We start from the raw sequence: 26,352 nt of genomic DNA on the forward strand, positions 1-26,352 counted from the left end.
GGTGCCGGAGTGGCGTTCACCGGTCGACGCCTCCCATCACGGGGTCGATGGACGCGACGGCGACGATGACGTCGGCGACCTGGCCGCCTTCGCACATCGCCGCCATGGCCTGGAGGTTGGTGAACGAGGGGTCGCGGAAGTGCACCCGGTAGGGGCGGGTGCCGCCGTCGCTGACCGCGTGCACGCCCAGCTCGCCCTTGGGCGACTCGACGGCGGTGTACACCTCTCCCGGCGGGACCCTGAAGCCCTCCGTCACCAGCTTGAAGTGGTGGATCAGGGCCTCCATCGAGGTGCCCATGATCTTCTTGATGTGGTCCAGGGAGTTGCCCAGGCCGTCGGGACCGAGGGCCAACTGGGCGGGCCAGGCGATCTTCTTGTCGGCGACCATCACCGGCCCCGGCTCCAGCCGGTCCAGGCACTGCTCGACGATCCGCAGCGACTGGCGCATCTCCTCCAGCCGGATCAGGAACCGGCCGTAGGCGTCGCAGGTGTCGGCGGTCGGCACCTCGAAGTCGTAGGTCTCATATCCACAGTACGGCTGCGCCTTGCGCAGGTCGTGGGGCAGTCCGGCGGAGCGGACGAGGGGCCCGGTGGCGCCGGTGGCCATGCAGCCGGCCAGGTCGAGGTAGCCGATGCCCTCCATGCGCGCCTTGAAGACCGGGTTGCCGGTGGCGAGCTTGTCGTACTCGGCCATGTTCTTCTGCATCTTCTTGACGAAGGCGCGGACCTGGTCGACGGTGCCGGGCGGGAGGTCCTGGGCCAGGCCGCCGGGGCGGACGTAGGCGTGGTTCATCCGCAGGCCGGTGATCAGCTCGTAGATGTCGAGGATCAGTTCCCGGTCCCGGAAGCCGTAGATCATGATCGTGGTGGCGCCCAGCTCCATGCCGCCGGTGGCGATGCACACCAGGTGGGAGGAGAGCCGGTTGAGCTCCATCAGCAGCACGCGGATCACCGAGGCCCGGTCCGGGACGTCGTCGGTGATGCCGAGCAGCTTCTCCACGGCCAGGCAGTACGCCGTCTCGTTGAAGAACGGCGTGAGGTAGTCCATCCGCGTCACGAACGTGGTGCCCTGCGTCCAGGTGCGGAATTCGAGGTTCTTCTCGATGCCGGTGTGGAGGTAGCCGATGCCGCAGCGGGCCTCGGTGACGGTCTCGCCGTCGATCTCCAGGATCAGCCGGAGCACGCCGTGGGTGGAGGGGTGCTGCGGCCCCATGTTGACGATGATCCGCTCGTCGTCGGACTTGGCGGCGGCCGCGGCGATCTCGTCCCAGTCACCACCGGTGACGGTGTAGACGGGGCCCTCGGTGGTCTCGCGGGGGGTGGCCCGGGACGTCTCGCTGGGAGTGCTCATCAGGTGTACGACCTCCGCTGGTCGGGAGCCGGGATCTGCGCGCCCTTGTACTCGACGGGGATGCCGCCGAGGGGGTAGTCCTTGCGCTGCGGGAAGCCCTGCCAGTCGTCCGGCATCATGATCCGGGTGAGCGCCGGGTGCCCGTCGAAGATCAGGCCGAAGAAGTCGTAGGTCTCGCGCTCGTGCCAGTCGTTGGTCGGATAGATGTCGACGGTCGACGGCAGGTGCGGGTCGGCGTCGGGGGCGGTGACCTCCAGCCGGATCAGCCGGTTGTGGGTGATCGAGCGCAGGTGGTACACGGCGTGCAGTTCGCGGCCCTTGTCGTCGGGGTAGTGGACCCCGCTGACGCCGGTGCACAGCTCGAAGCGGAGCGCGGGGTCGTCGCGCAGGGTCCGCGCGACGACCGGCAGGTACTCCCGTTGGACGTGGAAGGTGATCTCGCCGCGGTCGACGACGGTCTTGTCGAGGACGCTCTCGGGCACCAGGCCCTGTTCGTCGAGGGCGCCCTCCAGCTCGTCGGCGATCTCGTCGAAGACGCCGGCGCCCTCGGCACCGCCCGGTCCCCCGTAGGGGCGGGTGCTGGCGCCGGGCAGGCGGACGGTGCGGACCAGCCCGCCGTAACCGGACGTGTCACCGCCGTTGTTGGCGCCGAACATCCCGCGGCGGGTGCCGATCACCTCGCCGGTGTCCGCGCGCTGCGCCGGGACGGCCTCGTCGGGGGCGTCCGGGTTCGGGGGGTTCGTCGGCTCGCTCACCGCAGCAGCCCTTTCTTCTCTGACGAGCGGTCCCTCTCGATCAGCGGGAGTGCCCTGAGCGCCGCGGCCTCTTCCTCGTGGGCCGCCTGCACCGCGTTGACCCCGAGCTTGGTGCCCTGGATCTTCTTGTGGAGCTTGAGGATGGCGTCCATGAGCATCTCGGGGCGGGGCGGGCAGCCCGGCAGGTAGATGTCGACCGGGACGATGTGGTCGACGCCCTGCACGATCGCGTAGTTGTTGAACATGCCGCCCGAGGAGGCGCAAACCCCCATGGAGATCACCCACTTCGGGTTCGGCATCTGGTCGTAGACCTGCCGCAGCACCGGCGCCATCTTCTGGCTCACCCGGCCGGCCACGATCATCAGGTCGGCCTGCCGCGGGGAGCCGCGGAAGACCTCCATGCCGAAGCGGGCCAGGTCGTAGCGCCCGGCGCCGGTGGTCATCATCTCGATGGCGCAGCAGGCCAGCCCGAAGGTCGCGGGGAAGACCGATGACTTGCGCACCCAGCCCGCGGCCTGCTCGACGGTGGTCAGCAAAAAGCCGCTGGGCAGCTTCTCTTCCAGTCCCATTGGTGCCCCCTAGTCCCATTCCAGGCCGCCGCGACGCCAGACGTAGGCGTAGGCGACGAAGACGGTGAGCGCGAAGAGGAGCATCTCGACGAGCCCGAACAGTCCCAGGGCGTCGAAGCTGACCGCCCAGGGGTAGAGGAAGACGATCTCGATGTCGAAGACGATGAAGAGCATCGCCGTCAGGTAGTACTTGATCGGGAAGCGACCGCCGCCGGACGGCTGTGGCGTCGGCTCGATTCCGCATTCGTACGCTTCGAGCTTGGCCCGGTTGTAGCGCCTGGGGCCGATGAGCGTGGCCATGACCACGGAGAAGATCGCAAAGCCTGCCCCGAGGGCTCCCAGTACGAGGATGGGCGCGTAAGCGTTCACCGTCCTCGCTCCCTTCAGTCGACGATGACTGGATGGCGGTCCGCTCGGACTCGCCCGCTGCCCCGGTGATCGTGGATATGTGAGGCAGTTCACAAGCCCGATGCCCGCATCTTATGCCCGTCGGTCTGTGATCTGCGACACGGGGTGAGACAACGCCTTTGTGATCTTCACCACCTGACGAAGGATCATGAAGTCGGATGACCGGTGATCTCCGCACACGAAGCGCGCGAGTGATCACCAGAGGTGACATTTGCCAGGGTTACCGCTGGTCAGAGCGGTGGTTTCACTATCAAGAACCAAGCCGCACAAGCAAATTGGCGCTGGACGCACATCAACTGCTATATGCGCGACGGCTGTAGACGTGATGCTCTCGTGACCCTCCCGTGATCGTCGGTACGTGCTCCCGTTCACGAGCGGAGGGTGGATCCGGGGAACTCCGGGGCGGCGCACGGCCGGCCGGGAGCCGACGGACGGTCACGGGAACATAACGGACACTCACGAGTGACCTATCCCACGCGCCTTGGAGTCATAAGACCTTGACGTCCGGGAAGCCTTGGCGTGGCGGATCAAGAAGTGATAAGCGCCCCCGGAGGCCGCGCCGAACATCAAATGCCGTGCGTAGGAACATGATCGCGAAATTCGGACATCGCGTCAGCGGCACGGCGCCTGACGAAAAGTCCGTTTTATTCGTCGCGTACACGCCAAGTGTGGCGCACCCCACCTTTGTTGGCAGCAACCTGCGGCTCCTGATAGCCGTGGTGCCATGTCCCCGAACGCACTCATACCCAGCCACCGGAAGCCCCGCCGCTCCGCGTCCTCGCGGGCCCTGCGTGCGGGCGTGACCGGTGGCTTCCTCACCCTCGCGGTGACCGGCGCGACCGTGCCGGCCAATGCCGTCGAGAAGCCCGTCTCCGAGACCCAGGAGATGCCCACCATCACGACGGCGCTGGCCACCAGTGCCGCCAAGAGCGCCGACGCCGCCCAGCAGGCCGCGTTCAGCTACGAGCGTCAGGCGCTCCAGGACGCGGCGGCGGCCAAGGCCGACAAGGCCGCGGACAAGGCGAAGGCCGCCGCGGAGAAGCAGGCCAAGGCCGAGGCCGAGGCGAAGAAGGCCGCCGAAGAGGCCCGCAAGGCCAAGGAGGCCGCGCAGACCCGCGCCTCCCGCTCCGACGCGCGCACCACGCTCTCCGCCGTCTCCGACGCCCCCGCCGCCTCCGGCAGCGTCGCCACCCTCGTCTCCTTCCTGAAGGCGCAGCTCGGCAAGGCGTACGTGCTCGGCTCCAGCGGCCCGTCCTCGTACGACTGCTCCGGCCTGACCCAGGCCGCGTTCTCCCAGATCGGCATCGACCTGCCGCGGGTCTCGCAGAGCCAGTCGACCACCGGCACCCAGGTCGGCCTCGGCAACCTCCAGGTCGGCGACATCCTCTACTGGGGCAGTTCCGGCAGCGCCTACCACGTCGCCGTCTACGTCGGGAACGGCAACTTCATCGGCGCCCAGAACCCGAGCACCGGCATCGTCGAGCGCCCCCTCAGCTACGACATGCCCACCGGCGCGGTGCGCGTCCTCTAACCGTCCGCGGCACCCGTAAGACACCCATCGGAAACCGCCCCTCCCCCGCTCGGGAGGGGCGGTTTCCGCGTCGTTCGGGGCCGGCCGCCCGGCGGCCGCGCGGGGAACGGCGTGCGACGCGCGTCAGGCCTTCGGCGCGACCTTGCTCAGGCCGTTGATGATCCGGTCCATCGCGTCGCCGCCCGTGGGGTCGGTGAGGTTGGCGAGCATCTTGAGGGTGAAGCGCATCAGCAGCGGGTGGGTCAGGCCGCGCTGGGTGGCGATCTGCATCACCTTGGGGTTCCCGATCAGCTTCACGAACGCCCGGCCCAGGGAGTAGTAGCCGCCGTAGGTGTCCTTGAGGACCTTCGGGTAGCGGTGCAGCGCCAGCTCGCGCTGGGCGTACGTCGCACGGGCCTGCGCCTGGACGATCACCTCGGCCGCGATCGTCCCGGACTCCATGGCGTACGCGATGCCCTCGCCGTTGAACGGGTTCACCAGACCGCCGGCGTCGCCGACCAGGAGCAGGCCCTTGGTGTAGTGCGGCTGGCGGTTGAAGGCCATCGGCAGGGCCGCGCCCCGGATCGGACCGGTCATGTTCTCCGGGGTGTAGCCCCAGTCGGCGGGCATCGAGGCGCACCACGCCTTGAGGATCTCCCGCCAGTCCAGCTCCCGGAAGGCGGAGCTGGAGTTGAGGATCCCGAGGCCGACGTTGCTCGTGCCGTCCCCCATGCCGAAGATCCAGCCGTAGCCCGGCAGCAGCCGGTCCTGCGCGCCCCGGCGGTCCCACAGCTCCAGCCAGGACTCCAGGTAGTCGTCGTCGTGGCGCGGCGAGGTGAAGTACGTCCGCACCGCGACGCCCATCGGCCGGTCCTCGCGCCGGTGCAGCCCCATCGCCAGCGACAGCCGGGTGGAGTTGCCGTCGGCGGCGACCACGATCGGGGCGTGGAAGGTCACCGGCTCCTTCTCCTCGCCGAGCTTGGCGTGCACGCCGGTGATGTGGCCGGTCAGCTCGTCGACGATCGGCGCGCCCACGTTGCACCGCTCGTGGAGCCGGGCACCGGCCTTCTGCGCCTGCCGGGCCAACTGCTCGTCGAAGTCGTCGCGCTTGCGGACCAGACCGTAGTCCGGGAAGGAGGCGAGTTCCGGCCAGTCGAGCTGGAGCCGGGAGCCGCCGCCGATGATGCGCAGGCCCTTGTTGCGCAGCCAGCCGGCCTCCTCGGAGATGTCGATGCCCATCGCGATCAGCTGCTTGGTGGCGCGCGGGGTGAGCCCGTCGCCGCACACCTTCTCGCGCGGGAACGCGGTCTTCTCCAGGAGCAGCACGTCCAGGCCGGACTTGGCGAGGTGGTACGCGGTGGCCGAACCGGCCGGGCCGGCACCGACGACGATCACGTCCGCGCGGTGCTCCGATCGGAGGGTGCTCGCGGACTCGGACACGGACGCGGACTCGGTCACGGCATTGTCTCCCGGAAGTCGAAATCTGGATATCCGCTGTGGATATCTGGGTGCCGACCGGCACTGGGCAGGTGCAGTCTATGGGGGCCTTGATGATCGGAAACTGAAGGGTTGTCCCTGCCCGTCCGCGTCCGCCCGGTCCGCGCACCCCGCCCCCGCCGCGGGCGTCGGCGCACCGGCCCCCGTAGGAGCCCGGGCCCGGCTCGTGGGCTTGACCGAAACAAGAGCCGCGCCCGCGCATCCATTGCCCCGCCCCGTGTGTCTCAAGAGGGAGCGGCACTCTCATGTGCCCGCACTGCAGGGGTATTTGGAGCATCCACTTGAAAACTGGCATCAAAGGCATCAGGCGTATCAAGGGCATTCGGCGCGCATCCGCGGTGGCCGTCACCACCGGAGCCGTCCTGACCGCCGGCGCGTTGGGCTCCCAGGCGCAGGCCGCGACCCTCCCCACGCCCAGCATCACCGCCGCCGGCGGCTTCGTGATGAACAACGGCACCGGGTCGACGCTCTTCGCCAAGGCCGCGGACACCCGCCGGTCCACCGGCTCCACCACCAAGATCATGACGGCCCGGGTGGTGCTGGCCCAGAAGGGCCTCAACCTGGACTCCCAGGTCACGGTCCAGAAGGCGTACAGCGACTACATCGTCAACAACAACTGGGCCTCGTCGGCCCACCTGATCGTCGGCGACAAGGTGACCGTCCGCCAGCTGCTCTACGGGCTGATGCTCCCGTCCGGCTGCGACGCCGCCTACGCGCTGGCCGACAAGTTCGGCACCGGCTCGACCCGGGACGCCCGGGTGAAGTCGTTCATCGGCCAGATGAACACCACCGCCAAGAGCCTGGGCATGAAGAACACCCACTTCGACTCGTTCGACGGGATAGGGCGTGGCGCGAACTACTCGACGCCGCGCGACCTGACCAAGCTCGCCGGCAACGCGATGAAGTACTCCACCTTCCGCACGGTCGTGGGCACCAAGTCGACCAAGCAGAAGGTCACGACGAAGAGCGGCGGCTACCGCTACATGTCGTGGACCAACACCAACAACCTGCTCGGCAGCTACCAGGGCACCATCGGCGTGAAGACCGGTTCGGGCCCGGAGGCCAAGTACTGCCTGGTCTTCGCGGCCACCCGCGGCGGCAAGACCGTCATCGGCACGGTCCTGGCCTCCTCGTCGGTGAACAACCGCACCGCGGACGCCAAAAAGCTCATGGACTACGCCTTCAAGAAGTGACCCGCGTCCCGCCGCACGACGGGACCGGCGCCCCTTCGGACGGGTAGCCAGCTGGAGGGCCCGCCCCGACCGTGGTTCCACGGTCGGGGCGGGCCCTCCGTCGCGCGTGGGGCGCGCCCGCACGGCGCGCGCTCCGGGCCGATCGAGGGCCCGGGCGCTCCGGCTCAGCCCTCGGCCGGCTTGGTGCCCCGGTGCAGCGCCACGATCCCGCCGGTCAGGTTGCGCCAGGCGACCTTGTTCCAGCCCGCGTCCTGGAGGCGGGCGGCCAGCTCCGGCTGGTTGGGCCAGGTGCGGATGGACTCCGCGAGGTAGACGTACGCGTCCGGGTTGCTGCTGACCGCCCGGGCGACCGGCGGCAGCGCCCGCATCAGGTACTCGGTGTAGACGGTCCGGAAGGGCGCCCAGGTCGGCTCGCTGAACTCGCAGATCACCACGCGCCCGCCGGGCTTGGTGACCCGGTACAGCTCGGCCAACGCGGCGCCGGTGTCCTGGATGTTGCGCAGCCCGAAGGAGATCGTGACGGCGTCGAAGACCGCGTCCGCGAACGGCAGCCGGGTCCCGTCCCCCGCCGTGAGCGGCAGCCACGGGTGCCGCTTCTTGCCCTCCCGCAGCATGCCGACCGAGAAGTCGCACGGCACGACGTAGGCCCCGGACCGCGTGAACGGCAGCGAGGAGGTGCCGGTCCCGGCCGCGAGGTCGAGCACCCGCTCGGCGGGCCGCGCGGCCACCGCGCGGTCCACCTCCTTGCGCCAGAGCCGCGCCTGGCCCAGGGAGAGCACGTCGTTGGTGAGGTCGTACCGTGCCGCCACGTCGTCGAACATCGCGGCGACTTCGTGCGGCTGCTTGTCCAGGGATGCTCGGGTCACCGGGCCATTGTCCACCGTGTGCCGCCGGCCCCCGGCACCGCCCCGGCCGGCGGCCGGGGCGGTTGGTCGGGGACGGCCGTCGTGCCCCCCTCTGGCGTTCCGGGCGGTCGAGCGGTGCGTGACGCATCGTGAGCGGCCGGGAGACGGCCGTCCCCGCGATCACGATCTTGCCGGCCTGAATCCATCACTCCGCTTCCGTTGACACCGCCCTGACGTGCGACGGGTCCGCCTTGACGCGTTCCTGACGGGGCGCGTGGGCGCGTGGCCCGGCGTGCGGAGCGGGCTCAGCGCCGGCGGTGGACGAGGCGGCCGGCGAGCACGGTGGCCAGGCAACTGCCGTCGGGGGCGAAGACGGCGAAGTCGGCCCGGACGCCGGCGGCGAGGGGCGCCGGCGGCCGGCCGTCGCTCCGGCCCAGGCCGGAGCGTTGCACCGCCGTGCGGACCGCGGGGCGGGTGAACGGCCCGGCCAGCGAGGTGGTGCCGGCGGCCAACAGCCGCTGCAGGCCGCGCCGGGCGCTCGCGCCCCAGCGGGCCTCGGACATCGGGAGGGCGGCCAGCGCCGGGCCGGTCAGCGGCTCCGTGCCCAGTTCGTCGGCCTCGCGCGGATCGGGGTGGTAGGCGGCCTCCAGGAGCGCCGCACCGTCCGGTTCGTGGCGGCCGGGGGTCAGCACCCCGTCCCACTCCCGGATCCGGGCGCTCCCGTAGGCCGCCGCGAGGTCCTCGTACGGCCCGACGGCGGCCAGCCGGTCGCCGTCGACGACGACCGCGTAGCCGGGGAGCGGCTCGGCGTCCTCAGTGGGTGCGGGCCGTACGGCCCGCACCTTGTGGAGCGTCAGCATCCGGTGTCGTCAGCGTTCCTCTTCGGTCAACGTCCCGTTGCGGGCGGTCAGTTGGCGTCGACGAGCTTGAGTTCCGGGTGGGCGGTGCCACCCTCGATGGCCGTCGAGGAGAGGTGCGAGACGACGCGGTCGTCGACCGGGTCGTTGGCCGGGTCGTCGTGCACGACGAGGTGCTCGTACGTCGTCGCGCGCTGTGCCGGCACCCGGCCCGCCTTGCGGATCAGGTCGATGATCTCCTGGCGGTTGGAGCGGTGCTTGGCGCCGGCCGAGGAGACCACGTTCTCCTCCAGCATGATCGAGCCGAGGTCGTCCGCGCCGTAGTGCAGCGACAGCTGGCCGATCTCCTTGCCGGTGGTCAGCCACGAACCCTGGATGTGGGCGACGTTGTCGAGGAAGATCCGGGCGATGGCGATCATGCGGAGGTACTCGAAGAGGGTGGCCTGTGTCCGCCCCTTCAGGTGGTTGTTCTCCGGCTGGTAGGTGTACGGGATGAAGGCGCGGAAGCCGCCCGTGCGGTCCTGGACGTCGCGGATCATCCGCAGGTGCTCGATGCGCTCGGCGTTGGTCTCGCCGGTGCCCATCAGCATCGTGGACGTCGACTCGACGCCGAGCCCGTGCGCCGCCTCCATGATCTCCAGCCAGCGCTCGCCGGACTCCTTCAGCGGAGCGATCGCCTTGCGGGGGCGGGCGGGGAGGAGTTCGGCGCCGGCGCCGGCGAAGGAGTCCAGGCCCGCGGCGTGGATCCGGGAGATCGCCTCCTCGACGGAGACCTTCGAGATCCGCGCCATGTGCTCGACCTCGGAGGCGCCGAGGGAGTGGATGACCAGCTGCGGGAACGCCTTCTTGATCGCCGAGAAGTGCTCTTCGTAGTACTCGACGCCGTAGTCCGGGTGGTGGCCGCCCTGGAACATGATCTGGGTGCCGCCCAGTTCGACGGTCTCCGCGCAGCGCCGCAGGATGTCGTCGAGGTCGCGGGTCCAGCCCTTCTCGGTGTCCTTGGGAGCGGCGTAGAAGGCGCAGAACTTGCACGCCGTCACGCAGACGTTGGTGTAGTTGATGTTGCGCTCGATGATGTACGTCGCGATGTGCTCCGTGCCGGCGTAACGGCGGCGGCGCACGGCGTCGGCGGCCTGGCCCAGCGCGTGCAACGGCGCGGAGCGGTAGAGGTCGAGCGCCTCCTCCGGCGTGATGCGGCCGCCCTGCGCGGCGCGGTCGAGTACGGACTGGAGGTCGGCGTTCTCGGTCACCGGGGCGTCCCTTTCGGAGGCGGACAGACTGCGAGCACTGCAGAAAAGCAGGACTGAACCAGCGTACGCCAGGGGTCCGACGGCGCCGGTGGGGGCCGGCGCGCGGTCCGGCCCGCCGGCCTGCTACTCCACCGGCCGGTCCGTCGCTCAGCCGCCGCTCCTCGTCAGGGTGGCCTTCGGGGTGCCGCCCCGCTCGTCGTCCGAGGTGAAGGAGAGCGAGCCGTCCTTGCCCAGGACGTACGTGACGGTGGAGGTGTTGCCCGTGCACCCGGGCCCCTGTTCGCCGTCGGGGCTCTCGCGCAGGACGAGCTTGTCGCCGGTGGCCGACACCAGCCTCGACGCGGCCCGGCAGCGCAGCAGCACCACGTCATAGGTGGTCCGCACGACGACGTCGCCCTCGCGGCCGGCCTTGATGACGCTGGTCATGGTGCCGTTGGGGATCCCGTTCGCCATGGTGACGGTGCCGTTCCAGGTGCCGAGGAAGCCCCTCGGGACGCCGCCGGCCGCGTCGGTCGGCGCGGGGGACCCGACCGTCGGATGGTTCCCGGACGGCGGCGTGGCCGCCGAGCCGCCGCTCCCCGGCCCCTTGAGCACGCCGAAGAACACCGCGGTGGTGGTGGCGACCGCCAGCGCGCCGGCCACCGAGAGCACCAGGGTGCAGCTCATCCGCCGGGGCCGCTCCTTACCGCCCAACGCGCCGGTGAGCGCGATCCGCCGCTCCTTGGAGCCGGTGGCCGGGGACGCCGCGGAGCCGGTCGGCAGGTCGGCGAGGCCGGACGGAGAGGAGAAGGGGGGCGCGGGCGGAGAGGAGAAGGGGGGCCCGGGCGGGGGCGCGGGCGGTGGTGGGGGCGCGTCCGCGGCGTGCGGGGCGCCGGCCGCCGGCCAGGCCGGTGGCGGTGGTCCCGGCGGAGGTCCCTGAAAGGCGCCGGGCGGCGTTCCCTGCGGAGTCCCGGGCATCGGCGGATCGAACGGGATCAGCCCGGAGGCCGTCCCGGACCCGCCGGGGCCGGAAACGGGACCGGCGAGCGGACCGGACGCCGACCCACCGGATGCCGTTTCCGGCCCCGCCCCCGCACCGGAATCCGCCCCCGCGTCCAGGTCGAGCAGGGCCACCGCCTGGCGGCTGACCTGCTCGACCAGGGGGCCCGGTAGCCAGCCGGCGCGGACCAGTCCGGCCGCGCCCCGGGCGCCGGCGAGTCGGGCCGCGACCGTTTCGGGGGCCGGCCGCCGGACGGCCTCCTTGGCCAGGCAGGCGGCCACCAACTCCCTCAGGTCACCGACGAGTTCCGGTCCCAGTTCGGGTTCCTCGTGCACCACCTTGTAGAGCAGCGCGGCGGACGAGTCCCCGGAGAACGGGCCGGTCCCGGTGGCCGCGTACGCCAGCACCGCCCCCAGGGAGAAGACGTCGGCGGCGGCCCCGGCCCCCTTGCCGAGGATCTGCTCGGGCGCCATGTAGCCGGGCGAGCCGACGGAGACCCCGGTGGAGGTCAGCGAGGCGGTGCCGTCCGTGGCCCGCGCGATCCCGAAGTCGATCAGCCGGGGCCCGTCCAGGGTCAGCAGCACGTTGGAGGGTTTGACGTCCCGGTGGACCAGGCCCAGCGCGTGCACCGCGGTGAGCGCCTCGGCCAGTCCGGAGCCCAGGGCCCGCACCGCACGGTCGGCGAGCGGGCCGTGGTCGGCGACCGCGCGGGCCAGCGAGGGGCCGGCGACGTAGCCGGTGGCGACCCAGGGCACGGGGGCGTCGGGGTCGGCGTCCAGGACGGGCGCGGTCCAGGCGCCGCCGACCCGGCGTGCCGAGGCGACCTCGCGCCGGAAGCGGGCCCGGAACTGTTCGTCGGCGGCGTACTGGGCGTGCACGGCCTTCACCGCGACGGTCCGTCCGCCGGCGCTGCGCCCCAGGTAGACGCGACCCATGCCGCCCGCGCCCAGGCGGCCGAGCAGCCGGTACCCGCCCAGGGCCCGTGGGTCCCCGTCGGCCAGCGGTTCCATGGCGCCTCCCCCTCCAAGACGGCGGCACCAGCTTATGACCCAGGTCATGTCGGATTGCCGAAACCCTCGGGCCCGCTTTCCGCATCAAACAGGGCGCAAGCCGACCATCCGCCCCCGCACCTCCTCGCCCAGGGCTCGTCCATCGGCAGATCGGGAGAACGCCCATGCACCGCACCCCAGGGGACCGTTCCTACGCCCCGCGCCGGGAGGACAGCCGCGGACGGCGCGGACTGATGCGACGCGGCCTGATGCGACGCGGACGCTTCCTCGGACGCGGCCGTTCCGCCCGGCCCGACGGGGCACGGTGGTCGGCCCGGCGCCCCCGCTGGCGCGCGTCGTTCCTGACCGGTGCGGTGGCCGTGGTCGGCCTCTGCGCCTATCCGACCGTGAAGTACCTCGACGTGCTCAACGACACCGGCGAGCCGATGTCGTTCAGCCGTGCGCTGCCCGACGGGGCGCCGAGTCAGGTACGGGCGTCGGCGGCGCAGCCGGCGGTCCGGATGCCGAGCGGTCCGCAGGCCGCGTTCCGGACGGCCGCCACCCTCGGCGACGGCACCAAGATCGGCGTCACCACCCTGCACGGCGGCAAGTCCGGCTTCACCGGCAAGGTGTGGGTCTGGGCGCCCAAGGAGTACTACGAGGAGCGCTACCGCACCAGCGCGTTCCCGGTCCTGATCGCCCTGCCGGGCGGTTACGGCCACCCCACCAACTACTGGGCGGCGACCGGCCACAAGCTCCAGCAGACCGTCACCGACCTGACGGCCCTGGGCCGCAGCCGGCCGTTCCTCGTCGTGATGCCGGTCCTCAACCCCGGCAAGCGCTACTACGACGGCAGCGACATCCCGGGCCAGCCGAAGATGGGCACCTGGCTGTCCGACGACGTCCCCGACCTGGTCAAGGCCAACTTCCGGACCTTCACCAGCCGTGACGGCTGGGCGTTCATGGGGTCCTCGTCCGGCGGGTTCGCGGCCCTGAAGCAGGTCCTGCAGCACCCGGACCGGTTCAAGGCGGTGATCGCCAGCGGCCCGGACACCCGCCCCGACTCCCCGCTGTGGCGCGGCCACCGGGCGGAGATGCGGGCCAACGACCCGGAGCTGCTGGCGCAGCGGCTGGCCGCCCGCCCCGGCGCCCCGGACGTCCACGTGCAGTTCCAGGTCGGCACGGAGGAGAGCGGCCGGGCCAACCTGGAACGGTTCGTCGAGCGGTACGCCAAGGGGCCGGTGCACGCCCGGCTGCACGTCATCGAGGGCGGCGGCCACAACGCCCGCAGCTACCTGCGCGGGATGCGGGACGAGAGCCTGGAGGCCATCAGCCGGGTCCTGCTCGGCCCGACGCCGACGCCCACGCCGGCGTCGTAGCCCGCGCGGCCGGACGGGGCGGCACCCGGCCCGGCGGCGCGGTGCGGCGCGCCCTAGGCGAGGGCGTCGGCGCCCGCCGCGAGCAGTTCCACCTTCACGTCGGCCGGGAACCCGGTGGTCGGGCCCACCCGGCGGGCGAACTCCGTGACCCCGCGCAGCTGGTCCGGCCCGAACCGGAAGTCCAGGGTGGTGAAGTACCGCTCCAGCAGCTCCTCGTCGAAGTGCTCCCAGCGGGCGGCCTGCTCGGCGACCTTGCCGACCTCCTCCAGCGAGAGGTCCCGCGAGGCCAGGAACGCCTCGTGCACCTTGTGGACCACCTCCGGCTCGCGCTCCAGGTAGTCGCGCCGGGCCGCCCAGACGGCGAAGACGAACGGCAGCCCCGTCCAGTCCTTCCACATCTGGCCCAGGTCGTGCACCTCCAGGCCGAGCTTGGGGGCGTCGTGCAGGTTGGCGCGGAGCGCGGCGTCGCCGATCAGCACCGCCGCCTCGGCCTCCTGCATCATCAGCCCGAGGTCCGGCGGGCAGGTGAAGTAGTCGGGCTGCACGCCGATCTTCTCGGCGAGCAGCAGCTGCGCCAGTCGCACGGAGGTCCGCGAGGTCGACCCGAGGGCCACCCGGGCGCCGTCCAGCTGGTCCAACGGCTTCTGCGAGACGATCACGCAGGACATGACCGGCCCGTCGCAGCCGACCGCGAGGTCGGGGAAGGCCACGAGGTCGTCGGCGGCCCGGAGGAACTCGACGAGGGTGATCGGCGCGATGTCGAGCTCCCCGCGCACCAGACGCTCGCTGAGCTTCTCCGGGGTGTCCTTGGTGAGGTCCAGATCGAGGAGGGTGCCCGTGCGGGCCAGGCCCCAGTAAAGGGGCAGGCAGTTCAGGAACTGGATGTGGCCCACTCGCGGCCGGCTGCGACGGTGGTCTGCGTCGGTGCCCGCGGGTGCGTCTCCGAAGGTTGAATTGTCCACATGCGGAGGCTAGACCCGTCGGTTCCGGTACCGGACGGCGGGGCCCCGGTGTTGCCATTCCCACTCAGGGCCAAACGTGATCTTTAGCTCTTCCACCTCCCGAGTGCACCGTGCTAGGCTCAAGCCAAGTTGCAGTTTGGTTTCCCTTGCAGTACAGAGCCTGCGGAGCATGTGACCCGCAGGCTTTTGTAGTTTTCAGACTTCTTTGCAGGTTCTGGAGCAGGGCGACCCTTTGGCCCAAGGAGGGCTTATGGCTACCGGAACCGTCAAGTGGTTCAACGCTGAAAAGGGCTTCGGCTTCATCGCCCAGGACGGCGGCGGCCCGGATGTCTTCGTCCACTACTCCGCGATCAACGCCAGCGGTTTCCGCTCGCTTGAGGAGAACCAGCAGGTCACCTTCGACGTCACCCAGGGCCCGAAGGGTCCGCAGGCGGAGAACGTCAGCCCGGCCTAAGTTACCCGCTCCGGTCTTTCTCATCTGATCGACCAGTAGCACCCAAGGAGCCCCCCTCCACCTTCGGGCGGAGAGCGGGGCTCCTGCCTTTTGTACAGCCTCTTTGCGTCGTGCATCTCAAATGGCTTTTACGTGAACACTTACCCCGTCGCTTTGCGTGACGAGAAACCCGGACGATCCGGCAGGACAGTCGTTCGGATCGATCGCGCAGCGGAGGCGGTGGAGAAATAAAAAATCATGACGGGTCCCTGGCGGGGTTCGTTGAGCGGGAAATCACGGCCCCGCCCGGTGTCCGGGCGGGGCCGCCGCGTTCACTCCGCGCGCCAGCCGAGCTGCACCAATGGCGTGCCACGTTTACGGGAGACGAAGTGAGCCCGCCCAGGAGGCATGGGCTGGGCGCGCGTGGCACCGAGGATGTCGCCCTCGTGGGGGTCGCCCGAGAGGATCAGACCCTGCGCCCCGAGTTCCTTGAGGCGCTGGAGGAAGGGCTCGAAGAGGGCCCGGGAGACCCCAGCGGTGCTGCGGGCGATCAGGAAGTGGACGCCCGCGTCCCGGGCGAAGGGAAGATGGTCGGTGAGGACCGACAGGGGGTTGCCGGTGGACGAGGCGACCAGGTCGTAGTCGTCGACGAGGACGAAGAAGCGGGGGCCGGTCCACCAGCTGCGGTCCCGGAGTTGCTGCGGGGTGACGTCGTCGCTCGGACGGCGACGCTCCATGAGGCCGGCCAGAGCCTCCATGTGGATCTTCAGCGCCGCATCGGTGGGGGCGTATTCGAGGAGGTGCCCTTCCGGCACGGCACCGAGGAGCGTGCGGCGGTAGTCGCCCACGACGATCTTGGCCTCGCCGGACGGGTAGCGCTCCGCGATCTTGTGCGCGAAGTGGCGGAGGGCCGCGGTCTTACCGGATTCGCTCTCGCCGAAGATCAGGAGGAAGGGATCGGCCTCGAAGTCGATGTACGCCGTTTCCAGACTGGTCTCATCGATGCCGATGGGGACGCCCCAGTCCGGATGGTCGGAGCCGTTGGGCAGCTGGTCGGCAGGCACCTTGCGGGGCAGGAGACGGACCGCGGGGGCGGCCGGGCCCTGCCAATCGGCCCGAACCGAGGCCACGAAGGTGGCCGTGGCATCGGCGAGCTCGGTCGCGGCGTGCCCTCCGTCGGTCCGCGGCAGGGCCGCGAGGAAGTGGCGTCCGGCCGGGATCTGGCCTCGGCCGGGGACACCGGCGGGCACGTTGGCAGCGACCTTGCGGTCGAACTCGGAGTCGAAGGGGTCGGCGAGGCGCAGTTCGAGGCCGCCGAGGAGCTGGTCCTTGAGGGCGGCGCGGACTTCCATGTGACGGGACGCCGTGAGGATCACATGGATGCCGAAGCCGAGGCCGCGGGCGGCGATTCCGGTGACCACCGGCTCCAGCATCTCGTACTCGTCCTTGAAGGGGCCCCAGCCGTCGATGACGAGGAAGACATCGCCCCAGGGCTCGTCGGGGAACCCGCCTTCCGCACGCCGACGCCGGTAGGTCGCCACCGTGTCGACGCCGTGGGCGCGGAAGAGCTGCTCGCGGCGGGCCAGGATGCCCGCCACCTCCGCGACGGTACGGCGGACCCGCTCGGGGTCGAGGCGCGAGGCGACGGAGCCGACGTGCGGCAGGTCTGACGTCGAGCCGAGGGCACCGCCGCCGAAGTCGAGCCCGTAGAACTGGACTTCACGGGGGGTGTGGGTGAGGGCGAAGGAGCCGATGAGGGTGCGCAGGAGGGTGGACTTGCCTGACTGCGGTCCGCCGACGATCAGGAGGTGGCCGGTGGCCCCGGAGAAGTCGTGGAGGAGGATGTCGCGGCGCTGCTCGAAGGGCTTGTCCACCAGGCCGAGCGGGACGGCCAGGGTGCCCGTCGAGTGGTGTTGCGCGGCGTGCAGGCCGCGCTCGGGGGTGGTGGCGAGCGCGGGGAGGAGCTGGTCGAGCGCCGGGGCCTTCTCCAGGGGCGGCAGCCAGACCTGGTGGGCGGCCGGCCCCTGCCCTTCGAGGCGGTTGACGATGACGTCCAGGACGGTGTCGGTGAACGACTCGTCGGACGGGGACCGACCATCCGTGCCGACCTCCGTGCCGTCGGTGTCCGGCCGCGGAGCGGTGTCGGGAAGCGGTACGGGCGGCGCGGTGAAGAACGCCGCGCGCCGCTGAACGGAGTGCGGGCCGGCGTCCGTACGACCGCCACCCGTACGGACGCCGCCCGTACGGTGCGGGCCGGAGACGTAGGCGGCCTTGAAGCGGGTCATCTCGTCCGTGCCGAAGGCGAGATAGCCGGAACCGGGGACGGAGGGGAGGTGGTAGGCATCGGGGACGCCGAGGGCGGCGCGGGATTCGGCGGCGGAGAAGGTGCGCAGGCCGATGCGGTAGGAGAGGTAGGTGTCCAGGCCGCGCAGCCGGCCCTCCTCCAGGCGTTGGGAGGCCAGCAGCAGATGGACGCCCAGGGAGCGGCCGATCCGCCCGATCTGGACGAACATGTCGATGAAGTCGGGCTTGGCGGCCAGCAGTTCACTGAACTCGTCGATGACGAGGACGAGGGACGGCAGTGGGTCGAGGGCCTGTCCGGCGGCACGCGCCTTCTCGTAATCGTGAATTTTGGCGAAATTGCCTGCCTGACGAAGGAGTTCCTGGCGCCGCTGGAGTTCGCCGCCGATCGAGTCCCCCATGCGGTCGACCAGCGAGAGGTCGTCGGCGAGGTTGGTGATGACGGCGGCGACGTGCGGCAGGGAGGCCATGCCGGCGAAGGTGGCACCGCCCTTGAAGTCCGCCAGGACGAAGTTCAGAGTCTCGGAGGAGTGGGTGACGGCCAGGCCCAGGACCAGGGTGCGCAGCAGTTCCGACTTGCCGGAACCGGTGGCGCCGACGCACAGCCCGTGTGGGCCCATGCCGTTCTGCGCGGCCTCCTTGAGGTCGAGCATGACGGGCCGGCCCGCCTCGTCCACGCCGATGGGGACCCGGAGGCGTTCGGCCTGGGAGCGGGGGCGCCAGGTGCGGGCGGGGTCGGTCAGCGCCGGGTCGCCGAGGTCGAGCAGGTCGGTGAAGTCGAGGTTGGTGAGGAGCGGTTCGTCCTCGTCGCCGCCCTCGATGCGGAGCGGGGCGAGCTGGCGGGCGAGGGTGTCGGCGCGTTCGGGGGAGAGGGTGTCGGGGGTGCCTTCGTAGACCGAGACGGGGGACTCCAGGCGCAGTCGACCCGGGTGGACCTGGACCGACAGACCGCCGCGCGGTTCACCGAGTTCCCCCGCGATCACCTCGACGACGGTGACGCCCTGCAGTCCCTCGGGGGCCGCGAAGGCCGAGTCCGGGGGGACCATCCCACCGTCGAGGACGACCACGAGGTGCGGCCGGTCGAGGAGCGGCGGCGCCTCCCTGCTGAACCGCGGGCGGTCGGTCAGTTCCTCGCCCAGCAGCGCTTCGAGTTCGGCGAGGTCGTCGCCGAAGAGCCGCCGGGTACCGGCGCCGTCGGCCACGCGGTGCAGTTGGGTGTGCGGCAGCCACTTCGTCCACTCCCAGCGGACGACCGCGCCCGGGGCCGCCACCACCGCGACCATCAGATCCCGCGGCGCGTGCAGCGTGACCAGCTGACCGATCAGGGCGCGGGCCGTGCCATGGGCCGACTCCGGGTCGCCGGAGACGGTGAGGTGGTAGAAGGCGCGCAGCGAGACCGCGACCGGCATGTGGTGCAGCGAGCCGTAGGTGGCGAGGAAGCGCTGCATGACGCCCGCGGTGAGCGGTTCGAGTTCGTCGACGGGGGCGGTGTCGGGGGCGACGAGCGGGGTGGCGAGCTGCTGCGTGCCCAGGCCGACGCGGGCTTGCCCGAAGTCGGCGTCGCCGGCGCGCCGTTCCCAGATCCGGCCGCCCTCGGCGACCACCGACCACAGCTGGTCGGGCGCGGGGTGGAGGTAGTGCTGGGTGTCGCGCTGCGCCGCCGCCGTACGGCGGATCCGGCGCCTGGTCTGCGCCAGGTACTTGAGGTAGTCACGGCGACTTTGCGCCATCTCTCCCTGGGTGCCGCGGCGGTACCGGACGATCTGCGCGATGACCATGCCGACGGTCGAGGCGAGCATCAGCCCACCCATCACGCGCATGAAGCCGGCCATGCCCGGCATGAAGAAGAACACCACCGACGAGGCCATGCCGATCATTGGCAGCAGCTGCATCAGCACGCCCTCGTGCTGGCCACGTGGGAGTTCCGGCGGTGCTTCGAGACGCAGTTCGTCCGTGGCGAGCGCGGGCGGCAGGGCCCGCGGCGGACGCTTGACGACGATCTGGCTCACCGGTACCCACCCCTCGGCGCGGAACTCGCGGCGAAAGGCAATCCGGGGAACTGTCCGTACCGCTCACCCCCCTGGCGACGGCGCCTTCCGCATCAGCTGATCCTACTGCCGGCCGGCGGCCCACTAATGTGGCGTACGGGATTGATCGCGTGTCACGCCCGGCAGGGCCCAGGCCCGGTCGGCGAACAGGGGGAGAAGTGAGAACGAGCGCGGGGGCCGGTGTGAGTTCGAGCCGCAGTTCGTCCGTGGCGAGCGCGGGGACCGGATTCCGCAGGGTCGCCGTGGTCGCGCCCGACAGTCGGATCGATGTCGCCCTGCCCGAGAACATCGCGGTCTCCGACATCTATCCGGAGATCCTGCGGCTGACCCGCCAGACCCAGCCCGCCGACGCGCCGACCGGCTACCACCTCTTCCGGTCCGACGGCACCGCCCTCGACAGCTCCCGCTCGCTCGCCGAACAGCGCGTGGTCGACGGCGAGATGCTGCACCTGAGGCCCTTCGCGCACTCGCTCCCGCCGGCCGTCTTCGACGACGTCGCCGACGCCGTGGCCACCGCCGTCGCACGGGATCGGCGGCTGTGGAACGACACCATGCTGCGCGGCGCCGGCCTCGCCGGGGTGGGCGTCATGCTCGCGCTCCTCGGCCTGGTCCTGTGGTACGCCGACCCGGTACGGCACGACATGCACAGCCTCCCGGGCGTCATCGCCGCCACCGCCGGGCTGCTGGCGGCCGCCCTCGCCGGCGTACGGGCCCGCGTCTACGACGACCAGCCGTCCGCCGTCGCACTGGGTCTGGGGGCGCTGCCCGTCGTCTGGTGCGCGGGCTCGGGAATCATCGGGCCGGACACCGGACACGGGGCGGGACGGCTTCAGTTCCTCCTCGGTTGTATCGCCGTACTCGTCGTCTCCGTGGCGCTGGTCAGCCTCTCGCCGGAGGGCGACGCGCCGTTCATCGCGACCGCCTTCGCAGCGGCGGCCGGCACCGTAGCGGGCTTCCTCGCCATCATCGCCGAGGCCACCGCCACCGAGGCCGCGGCCGTCTGCGTCCCGGCCGCGATCGGGCTGATGGCGTTCCTGCCCGGGCTCGCCGCCCGCCTGGCACGGCTGCCCATCGGCTACGCCACCCCGCGCAGCCTGGCCGAGGGCGAGGCCGTGACCGCTTACAGCGACGACGCCGGTCTGCCCGGCCCGGCGGCCCCGGACGCCCTCGCCGCCCGCGTCCGCCGCGGCCATGAACTGCTGCTCGGGCTGCTGGGCGGCTGCTGCGCGGTGGTCCTCGGTGCCGCCGCCGTCCTCGGCCTGTCCGAGTCTTTCTGGGGACGACTGTTGACGCTCGCCGCCGGCCTGGCCGCCCTGCTCCGGGCCCGGCTCTTCCGCTACACCGCCCAGGTCTCCTGCGCGATCGCGGCCGGCTTCGGCGCCCTGGCGCTCCTCGTGCTCGGCCTGGCCCTCCGCCCGCCGGCCACCGCACTCACCGACTTCCTGGCCGGCGACCGCGCCCAGCTCGACATCCGCACTGTCTGGCTGGCCCTCGCACTCGCGGGCGGCGTGGCGCTCCTGACGCTGATCGCCCTGACCGTTCCGAAACGAGGTCTCTCCCCCTTCTGGGGCCGCGCCCTCGACCTCGCCGACGGCCTGTTCCTGCTCTCCCTCATGCCGCTGTGCCTGGCCGTACTGGACCTGTACGGCAGGGCCCGCAGCATGACCGGCGGCTGAGGCGGGACGAGAGAAGCGATGGCATCCCGACGCGACGAACTCAACGGCTACACCTTCGCGAAGAAGCGACTGGTGGCAGCCTTCCTCCGCCCCTCCCCCGACCGTACGGACGAGGGCGCCCCGAGCCCCCTGCGCGCCGTCCTGCCCGGCCTGGTCATCGCCGCGCTCACGCTCGCGGGCTTCGGCGCCTGGGGCATGTTCCGCCCCCAGGCCCCCAAGGGCTGGGACGCCCCGGGCCAGCACGTCATCCTCGGCAGCCAGTCAGCCACCCTCTACGTGGTCCTCCGCACGGACGGCAAACCCCAGCTGCACCCGGTCCTCAACATGGCCTCCGCCCGCCTCCTGCTCACCACCGACCGCTTCGACGTCCTCAAGGTCGACGAGAACGAGCTCGACAAGGGCAAGATCCCGCACGGCCCGACGCTCGGCATCCCGTACGCCCCCGAGCGCATCCCGGATCCCGAGGAGGGGCGGAAGAGCAAGCGCTGGGCGGTGTGCGAGCAGCCAGGCAGCAACGGCCGGTCCGTACAGAAGGCCACCTTCCTCTTCGCCGATCGCGACCAGCACAAGGTGGACGGCCCCGGGCGCCTCCGCGACGGCCAGGTCCTCTACGTCCAGCAGCAGACCGCGACGGACAACGGCCCCCGGTACCTCATCGGCCCCACCGGCACCAAGTACTTCCTCGACGGCGGCAGTCCCACCGAAAACGAGCTCCTGCTGCGCGCCCTGGTAGGCAACCGGCAGCCCCAACCCGTCACCAAGGACTGGCTCGCCACCTTCCACGACGGCACGCCGATCGCGTTCCCTCCCCTCCCGGGAAAGGTGGGCGACCCGGCGGGCGTCAAGGGACTGGCCCCGCACGAGAACCGCATCGGCATGGTCCTCCGCGCGACGACCGGCTCCGGCACCCAGGAGTACGTCGTCCTGCGCGGCTCCGTCGTCCCCGTCTCCGGCTTCGTCGCCCGCCTCTTCCTCTTCTCTCCCCAGACCGCCCTCCTGAAGCAGCACAACCAGCCCACCGAGGTGGACGCCCAGTCCTTCACCCCGGAATCCCACGGCCTCTTCACGGAGAAGAACTGGCCGCAGCCGAGCGTCCAGCAGGCCAACACCGCCACACCGTCCGGCGATCCGGCCGGCGCCCGGAACACGGTGTGCAGCGTCCTGCGCGACGTGTCCAAGACTGGCGGCACCACGCTCAGCACCTGGGCGGGCACCGGCTACCCCCAGCAGATCGTCAACGGCGGCACCAGCGCGTACGTGACCCCCGGAACCGGCCTCTTCTACCAGCAGATCCAGGCCGGGGACGTGACAACCGGGGCACACTTCCTCGTCACCGACACCGGCCTGCGCTACGGCGTCCAGACCAACAACGACAGCAGCGCGAAACGCTCGGGCGTCGGGAGCCAGCCAGGACAGCCGGGGCAATCGGAACAGCAGCCCCAGCAGTCCCACCTGGCACAAGTCCTCCTCGGCTACAAGGACATCGCCCCCGTCCCCGTCCCGGCGAACTGGTCGACGTTCCTGCCGATGGGTCCGCGACTGGACGTCAACGCGGCACGTCAGCCGCAGGGTTCATGAGCGCCGGCCGGGCCGGGCTCACGGCCGCACTGCTCACGACCGTGACGGCCGCCGTCATGGCCCCTCCCGCGCTCGCCGCCGGTGCAGAGGACGCCATCCCCTTGCCCGGAGCGGGCGGCACCTGCACCTTCCCCATGAAGCAGCAGATCAAGGAGCGCCCCTGGGCCCTCCAGCGGATCGTCCTCGACCGCCTCTGGCAGGACACCAAGGGCCGTGACGCACAGGGCAAATCGGTCCTCATCGCGGTCATCGACACCGGCGTCGACAACACCAACCCACAGCTCACCGACGCCGTCGACACCAAGAACGGCAGGGACCTCCTGGGACCGGGCGCGGGCGACGGAACATCGGACGGGAAGGGTCGGGCCCCGGGCACCTACGACCCCGTCGGCCACGGCACCAAGGTCGCCGGCATCATCGCGGCCCGCCCGCGCGCCGGTACGGGCTTCGTCGGCCTCGCCCCCGAGGCCACGATCATCCCCATCCGCCAGAACGACGAGAAGGGCACCGGCAACGCCGCCACCTTGGCCACCGCCATCAACCACGCCATCGGCGCCGGGGCCGAGATCATCAACATCTCCCAGGACACGGCCAAGCCGATCTCCCAGGACTCCAGCCTCGCCGCGGCCGTCCGCTCCGCGCGCGACCACAACATCGTCGTGGTCGCCTCCGCGGGCAACGACGGCTACGACGGCCGCCTCAAGACGACCTACCCGGCGGCCTACCCGGGCGTACTGGCGGTCGCCGCCTCCGACCGCAACAACGAACGCGCCCCCTTCTCCCAGAGTGGCGACTTCATCGGCGTCGCGGCCCCCGGCGTGGACATGGTCTCGACCGTCCCCAGGGGCGGCCAGTGCGTCGACAACGGCACCAGCTTCTCGGCCCCGTACGTGGCGGGCATCGCGGCCCTGCTCCGCGCCAAGCACCGCGACTGGAAGGCGCCCCAGATCGTCGCCCAGATCGAGAAGACCGCCGAGCGCTCCGTCAACGGCCGCGACAGCTTCGTCGGCTGGGGCGTCGCCGACCCCGTCCGCGCCCTCACCGACGACGACCACCCGATCGACCACCCCACGGCCGACGACGGCCTCGCGAAGGCCACTCCCCCTGACCCGTCCTCCCTCCCGTCCGGCGAAACACCGCAGAAGCGGATGGAACGCTATGCCACGTACGGAATGGGCGCGGGCGGGGTCGCGGTCGCGGTCATCGCGGGGGTGGCGGTCGTCCGGCGCGATCTGCGGCATCGTCGACGATCATGAAACCCGAGTCTGTCAATGAGTAGCCGTACTCATTGGCGCGGACTGCACCCACATTGGCGCTATTTGAGCGGTGCGGATCGAAAACCCGCCTCGCTGTCACACCCGGTGACTAGACTCAATCCCGAATCTACTTGCGGGAGACCGAGTTCCTGACTCACCGGGGGGCGTTTGTGGGAACTGAAGCGAACAACAACGGGATGAACGTCATGCAGGGAAACGGCCCGGCAGTGACGGTCAACGGCCAGGACGGGGCCACCACCCACTACGGGACGATGGAAGTCGATCTCGAAGTGCTGAAGCGTTTCAAAAACCGGGTGGATGCTCTCCTGACCCAGCTGAAGGGTTCCCAGGCAGCTCCTGGCGAGCTCAGCCGCCGCACGATTCCTCCGTCCGCATTCGGCCAGGGATTCGCCGAAGCCGGGAGCCTCGCCGACACCTACACCAAAGTCCTCGCCCGGCTAGAGGAATTCTCCCGGACTTTCGGCGAACAAATCGAGACTCTCAGCATCGGCACACATTTCATCGGTCGTAGCTACGAGCAGGTGGATGCCGACATGAAGAACCGCCTGGCGGCCATCCAGCGTCGTACCCAGGAGTTCCACAGGACCCCGCAGCCGACCGACCACCCGTCCGACGCCGCGGGTTCCACCGACTCCACCGCCCCCGACCTGGGCAACGGCCAGACCGCGGCCCCCGACGGCATCTGACCCACGCACGCTCCACGCCCGCAGACACCCGATCCGAAGAGGGGAAACGGAATTGACAGGCAACTCCGGCGCACCGGGCGGCTCCGAGATCTCGGCCGCCCCCGCGTGCACCAACTTCGAGAACCTGTCCCACCAGTCTCTCTACGACATGGTCGCCGGCGCGGACCACATGGAGATCGGGCTCATGGGCACCAGCCTGATGGCGGCCGGCAACGAGATCCGCAAAATCACCGCCGACCTGAAGGGATACGTCGACCAGGTCCACTGGGAAGGTAAAGGCGCCGAGGCATTCCGCACCTGGAGCCGCGACACCATCTCCGAAAGCCACAAGCTGGCCGACTACGCCCACACCGCCGGCTCAGCGATGACCGACAGCGCAACCGCCCTCGGCCGCGCCAAGCTGATGCCCAAACCCAAACCGCCCACCAATTCAGTGGAGTTGGCCCCCGGCCCGCTAGGCTCCACCACCAACCTACTGAAGGACCCCGATCGCGAAGCCGCCGTAACCGAAATGAGCCGGCTGTCGTCGTACTATCGAAACGCCCAAGAACGGATCGCTCAGCAAGAGCAGCCTAATTTTCGGCCGGCCGAGGGGTTCGTGCCGACACCACCGAATGCTTCTGGCCACATCGACGATACATTTTCCCGCGTGCCCGGCTCGGCGGCCAATCAGACTGCGGCACGCTCAGCCAACGCTGGAGCCACTGTTCCGCACGGCGGCGGCGTCGACGAGCAGCATGTAGCGCCACCACAGCCAACTCCTCATGCCGCGCCGGAAAAGGGCGGCACCAGTACGTCTCTCGACTCCGCTGCTCATGATGTGCTGCCCGCGGCACCGTCGGCTGACATGAGCACTACTCCGCCCCAATCCGGCAGTTCGCACGAGTCGCCCAGGACTTTCTTGCCGGGCACCGTGACTCCACCCAGAGCAGCAACTCACGCCACAGGTCCCACGACTACTCCACGAGCCCCGGTTGCTGACCGTCCGGGCACGGTGGAACAGCCACGTGGCAAATCCGCAGGGGACGGCATCGTCGGCGGCACAGCCCGACGCAACAACGCTCCCAGCGCCCCGCGCATCCCGGCAGGGACGGTTATGGGAGAGGAGCACGGCGTGAACGCGCCCAGGCAGACCGGCCCCGCAGGCACTCCTCCCGTTCGGGGCGGCGGAACTGCGCCAACCGGAGAGGAAAGTCTGCGTCAACGTTTGCTCGCTCCGCGCTCAGGAAGCGCACAAGTGCCGCACGGAACAGCCATGGGTGAGGAACTCGGCACATCGGGGCATGGGCCGACGGGGAGCGGCTACCCAGGCTACGCCGGCGGTTCCGTACGGGACGGAGCGCGCGGCATCACCAGCCGTCGCCTGGCGTTCGAACCCGGTGGCCCCGTGGGCGCTTCGCCAAGCAGCCCAGTGGTGGGCGGTGAGCCAGACACGCGAGTGCCCCGTCCCACGCGAAGTGTCCCCGAGTCGGCGAGCGCTACCGAAGCGGCCAGGACCGGCGGACGAGCAGGGGACTTCACACCTGGCGGCACCGGTTTGAGGCGAGAGTCCTCCGCCAACGAGGTGCGGCCCATGGCAGGCGAGCCATCGTCCCGGCAGAGAAGGCGTACCTCGACCAAGCGGCCGGCTTACCTCCAGGAAGATAACGAGACATGGGCGGCGCCTCAGCCGCCCGTCGTGCCTCCGGTGATCGGAGAGGACGCCGCATCGTGAATCGCGCTGTGAGGCCCGCGCTGTGTGGGAAACGACTGTCAGTAGTCGCAGCTATCTGCCTGACAGCGTTGTGTCTTGGTTCACTAGCACCGGCC

At 70.7% G+C, this 26,352-nt stretch carries 20 protein-coding genes; 9 read left to right on the top strand and 11 right to left on the bottom strand.

The window, feature by feature from the left end; genetic code table 11:
* Nucleotides 1-16: 16 nt before the first annotated feature.
* The 4 genes from ACLJT4_RS34230 to ACLJT4_RS34245 are packed head-to-tail and all read right to left on the bottom strand — an operon-like array spanning nt 17 to nt 3,044.
* Entirely contained in the window at nt 17-1,351 is a 1,335-nt protein-coding gene (locus ACLJT4_RS34230; RefSeq protein ID WP_411128417.1) for an NADH-quinone oxidoreductase subunit D, read from the bottom strand.
* On the bottom strand, nt 1,351-2,106 hold the full coding sequence (locus ACLJT4_RS34235) for an NADH-quinone oxidoreductase subunit C (RefSeq protein ID WP_411128419.1): 756 nt from the start codon (nt 2,104-2,106) through the stop codon (nt 1,351-1,353). The genes ACLJT4_RS34230 and ACLJT4_RS34235 overlap by 1 nt, the downstream gene beginning before the upstream one ends.
* A complete protein-coding gene (locus tag ACLJT4_RS34240; protein ID WP_016574487.1) occupies nt 2,103-2,675 on the bottom strand; it encodes a NuoB/complex I 20 kDa subunit family protein in 573 nt (190 codons plus the stop codon). Before ACLJT4_RS34240 ends, ACLJT4_RS34235 begins: the two co-directional genes overlap by 4 nt.
* A gap of 9 nt (nt 2,676-2,684) precedes the next feature.
* Nucleotides 2,685-3,044 (bottom strand): NADH-quinone oxidoreductase subunit A, encoded by a 360-nt coding sequence (locus ACLJT4_RS34245; protein ID WP_016574488.1) that lies wholly within the window; start codon nt 3,042-3,044, stop codon nt 2,685-2,687.
* 763 nt (nt 3,045-3,807) lie between these two features.
* Between ACLJT4_RS34245 and ACLJT4_RS34250 the strand changes: the two genes are divergently transcribed.
* The gene (locus ACLJT4_RS34250) at nt 3,808-4,614 is read left to right on the top strand and encodes a C40 family peptidase (RefSeq protein ID WP_411128422.1); all 807 of its coding nucleotides are present in this window, start codon (nt 3,808-3,810) and stop codon (nt 4,612-4,614) included.
* 123 nt (nt 4,615-4,737) lie between these two features.
* Here the strand turns inward: ACLJT4_RS34250 and ACLJT4_RS34255 are convergent, their stop codons facing one another.
* Complete coding sequence (locus tag ACLJT4_RS34255) at nt 4,738-6,084, bottom strand: geranylgeranyl reductase family protein (protein ID WP_107099272.1); 1,347 nt, start codon at nt 6,082-6,084, stop codon at nt 4,738-4,740.
* 251 nt (nt 6,085-6,335) lie between these two features.
* Between ACLJT4_RS34255 and ACLJT4_RS34260 the strand changes: the two genes are divergently transcribed.
* The gene (locus ACLJT4_RS34260) at nt 6,336-7,283 is read left to right on the top strand and encodes a D-alanyl-D-alanine carboxypeptidase family protein (RefSeq protein WP_411128424.1); all 948 of its coding nucleotides are present in this window, start codon (nt 6,336-6,338) and stop codon (nt 7,281-7,283) included.
* A 164-nt stretch (nt 7,284-7,447) separates the two neighbouring features.
* Here ACLJT4_RS34260 and ACLJT4_RS34265 read toward each other — a convergent pair whose 3' ends face one another.
* From ACLJT4_RS34265 to ACLJT4_RS34280, 4 genes are all read right to left on the bottom strand, one after another.
* Nucleotides 7,448-8,149 carry a demethylmenaquinone methyltransferase gene (locus ACLJT4_RS34265; protein WP_016574492.1) on the bottom strand — a complete coding sequence of 234 codons (702 nt, stop codon included), beginning with the start codon at nt 8,147-8,149 and terminating at the stop codon, nt 7,448-7,450.
* Between the two features lie 284 nt (nt 8,150-8,433).
* The gene (locus ACLJT4_RS34270; protein ID WP_411128426.1) at nt 8,434-8,988 is read right to left on the bottom strand and encodes an imidazolonepropionase-like domain-containing protein; all 555 of its coding nucleotides are present in this window, start codon (nt 8,986-8,988) and stop codon (nt 8,434-8,436) included.
* A 47-nt stretch (nt 8,989-9,035) separates the two neighbouring features.
* Nucleotides 9,036-10,235 (bottom strand): cyclic dehypoxanthinyl futalosine synthase, encoded by a 1,200-nt coding sequence (gene mqnC / locus ACLJT4_RS34275; RefSeq protein WP_016574494.1) that lies wholly within the window; start codon nt 10,233-10,235, stop codon nt 9,036-9,038.
* 147 nt (nt 10,236-10,382) lie between these two features.
* Nucleotides 10,383-12,224 (bottom strand): serine/threonine-protein kinase, encoded by a 1,842-nt coding sequence (locus ACLJT4_RS34280; RefSeq protein WP_411128429.1) that lies wholly within the window; start codon nt 12,222-12,224, stop codon nt 10,383-10,385.
* Between the two features lie 164 nt (nt 12,225-12,388).
* On the opposite strand from ACLJT4_RS34280, the gene ACLJT4_RS34285 reads away from it, so the two are divergent.
* Entirely contained in the window at nt 12,389-13,582 is a 1,194-nt protein-coding gene (locus tag ACLJT4_RS34285) for an alpha/beta hydrolase (RefSeq protein ID WP_411128431.1), read from the top strand.
* Nucleotides 13,583-13,635: 53 nt separating this feature from the next.
* On the opposite strand, the gene ACLJT4_RS34290 is transcribed toward ACLJT4_RS34285, so the two are convergent.
* Nucleotides 13,636-14,544 (bottom strand): menaquinone biosynthetic enzyme MqnA/MqnD family protein, encoded by a 909-nt coding sequence (locus ACLJT4_RS34290; RefSeq protein WP_078487090.1) that lies wholly within the window; start codon nt 14,542-14,544, stop codon nt 13,636-13,638.
* A gap of 250 nt (nt 14,545-14,794) precedes the next feature.
* Between ACLJT4_RS34290 and ACLJT4_RS34295 the strand changes: the two genes are divergently transcribed.
* Nucleotides 14,795-14,998, top strand: coding sequence for a cold-shock protein (locus ACLJT4_RS34295; protein ID WP_016574426.1), 204 nt, complete (start codon nt 14,795-14,797; stop codon nt 14,996-14,998).
* Nucleotides 14,999-15,309: 311 nt separating this feature from the next.
* On the opposite strand, the gene eccCa is transcribed toward ACLJT4_RS34295, so the two are convergent.
* On the bottom strand, nt 15,310-19,287 hold the full coding sequence (gene eccCa / locus ACLJT4_RS34300) for a type VII secretion protein EccCa (RefSeq protein ID WP_411128434.1): 3,978 nt from the start codon (nt 19,285-19,287) through the stop codon (nt 15,310-15,312).
* A gap of 245 nt (nt 19,288-19,532) precedes the next feature.
* Here eccCa and eccD point away from each other — a divergent pair, with 245 nt between their 5' ends.
* The 5 genes from eccD (at nt 19,533) to ACLJT4_RS34325 (ending at nt 26,257) form a co-directional block, all read left to right on the top strand.
* Nucleotides 19,533-21,002, top strand: coding sequence for a type VII secretion integral membrane protein EccD (gene eccD, locus ACLJT4_RS34305; RefSeq protein WP_411128436.1), 1,470 nt, complete (start codon nt 19,533-19,535; stop codon nt 21,000-21,002).
* 18 nt (nt 21,003-21,020) lie between these two features.
* Entirely contained in the window at nt 21,021-22,580 is a 1,560-nt protein-coding gene (eccB, locus tag ACLJT4_RS34310) for a type VII secretion protein EccB (RefSeq protein WP_411128438.1), read from the top strand.
* On the top strand, nt 22,577-23,836 hold the full coding sequence (gene mycP, locus ACLJT4_RS34315) for a type VII secretion-associated serine protease mycosin (RefSeq protein ID WP_411128440.1): 1,260 nt from the start codon (nt 22,577-22,579) through the stop codon (nt 23,834-23,836). The genes eccB and mycP overlap by 4 nt, the downstream gene beginning before the upstream one ends.
* Nucleotides 23,837-24,033: 197 nt before the next feature.
* Nucleotides 24,034-24,543: a hypothetical protein gene (locus ACLJT4_RS34320; RefSeq protein WP_411128442.1), complete on the top strand. Its 510-nt coding sequence runs from the start codon at nt 24,034-24,036 to the stop codon at nt 24,541-24,543.
* Nucleotides 24,544-24,595: 52 nt separating this feature from the next.
* On the top strand, nt 24,596-26,257 hold the full coding sequence (locus tag ACLJT4_RS34325) for a hypothetical protein (RefSeq protein WP_411128444.1): 1,662 nt from the start codon (nt 24,596-24,598) through the stop codon (nt 26,255-26,257).
* Nucleotides 26,258-26,352: the final 95 nt, after the last annotated feature.

Source organism: Streptomyces sp. x-19, from assembly GCF_046549115.1.
Taxonomy (GTDB): domain Bacteria; phylum Actinomycetota; class Actinomycetes; order Streptomycetales; family Streptomycetaceae; genus Streptomyces; species Streptomyces albulus_C.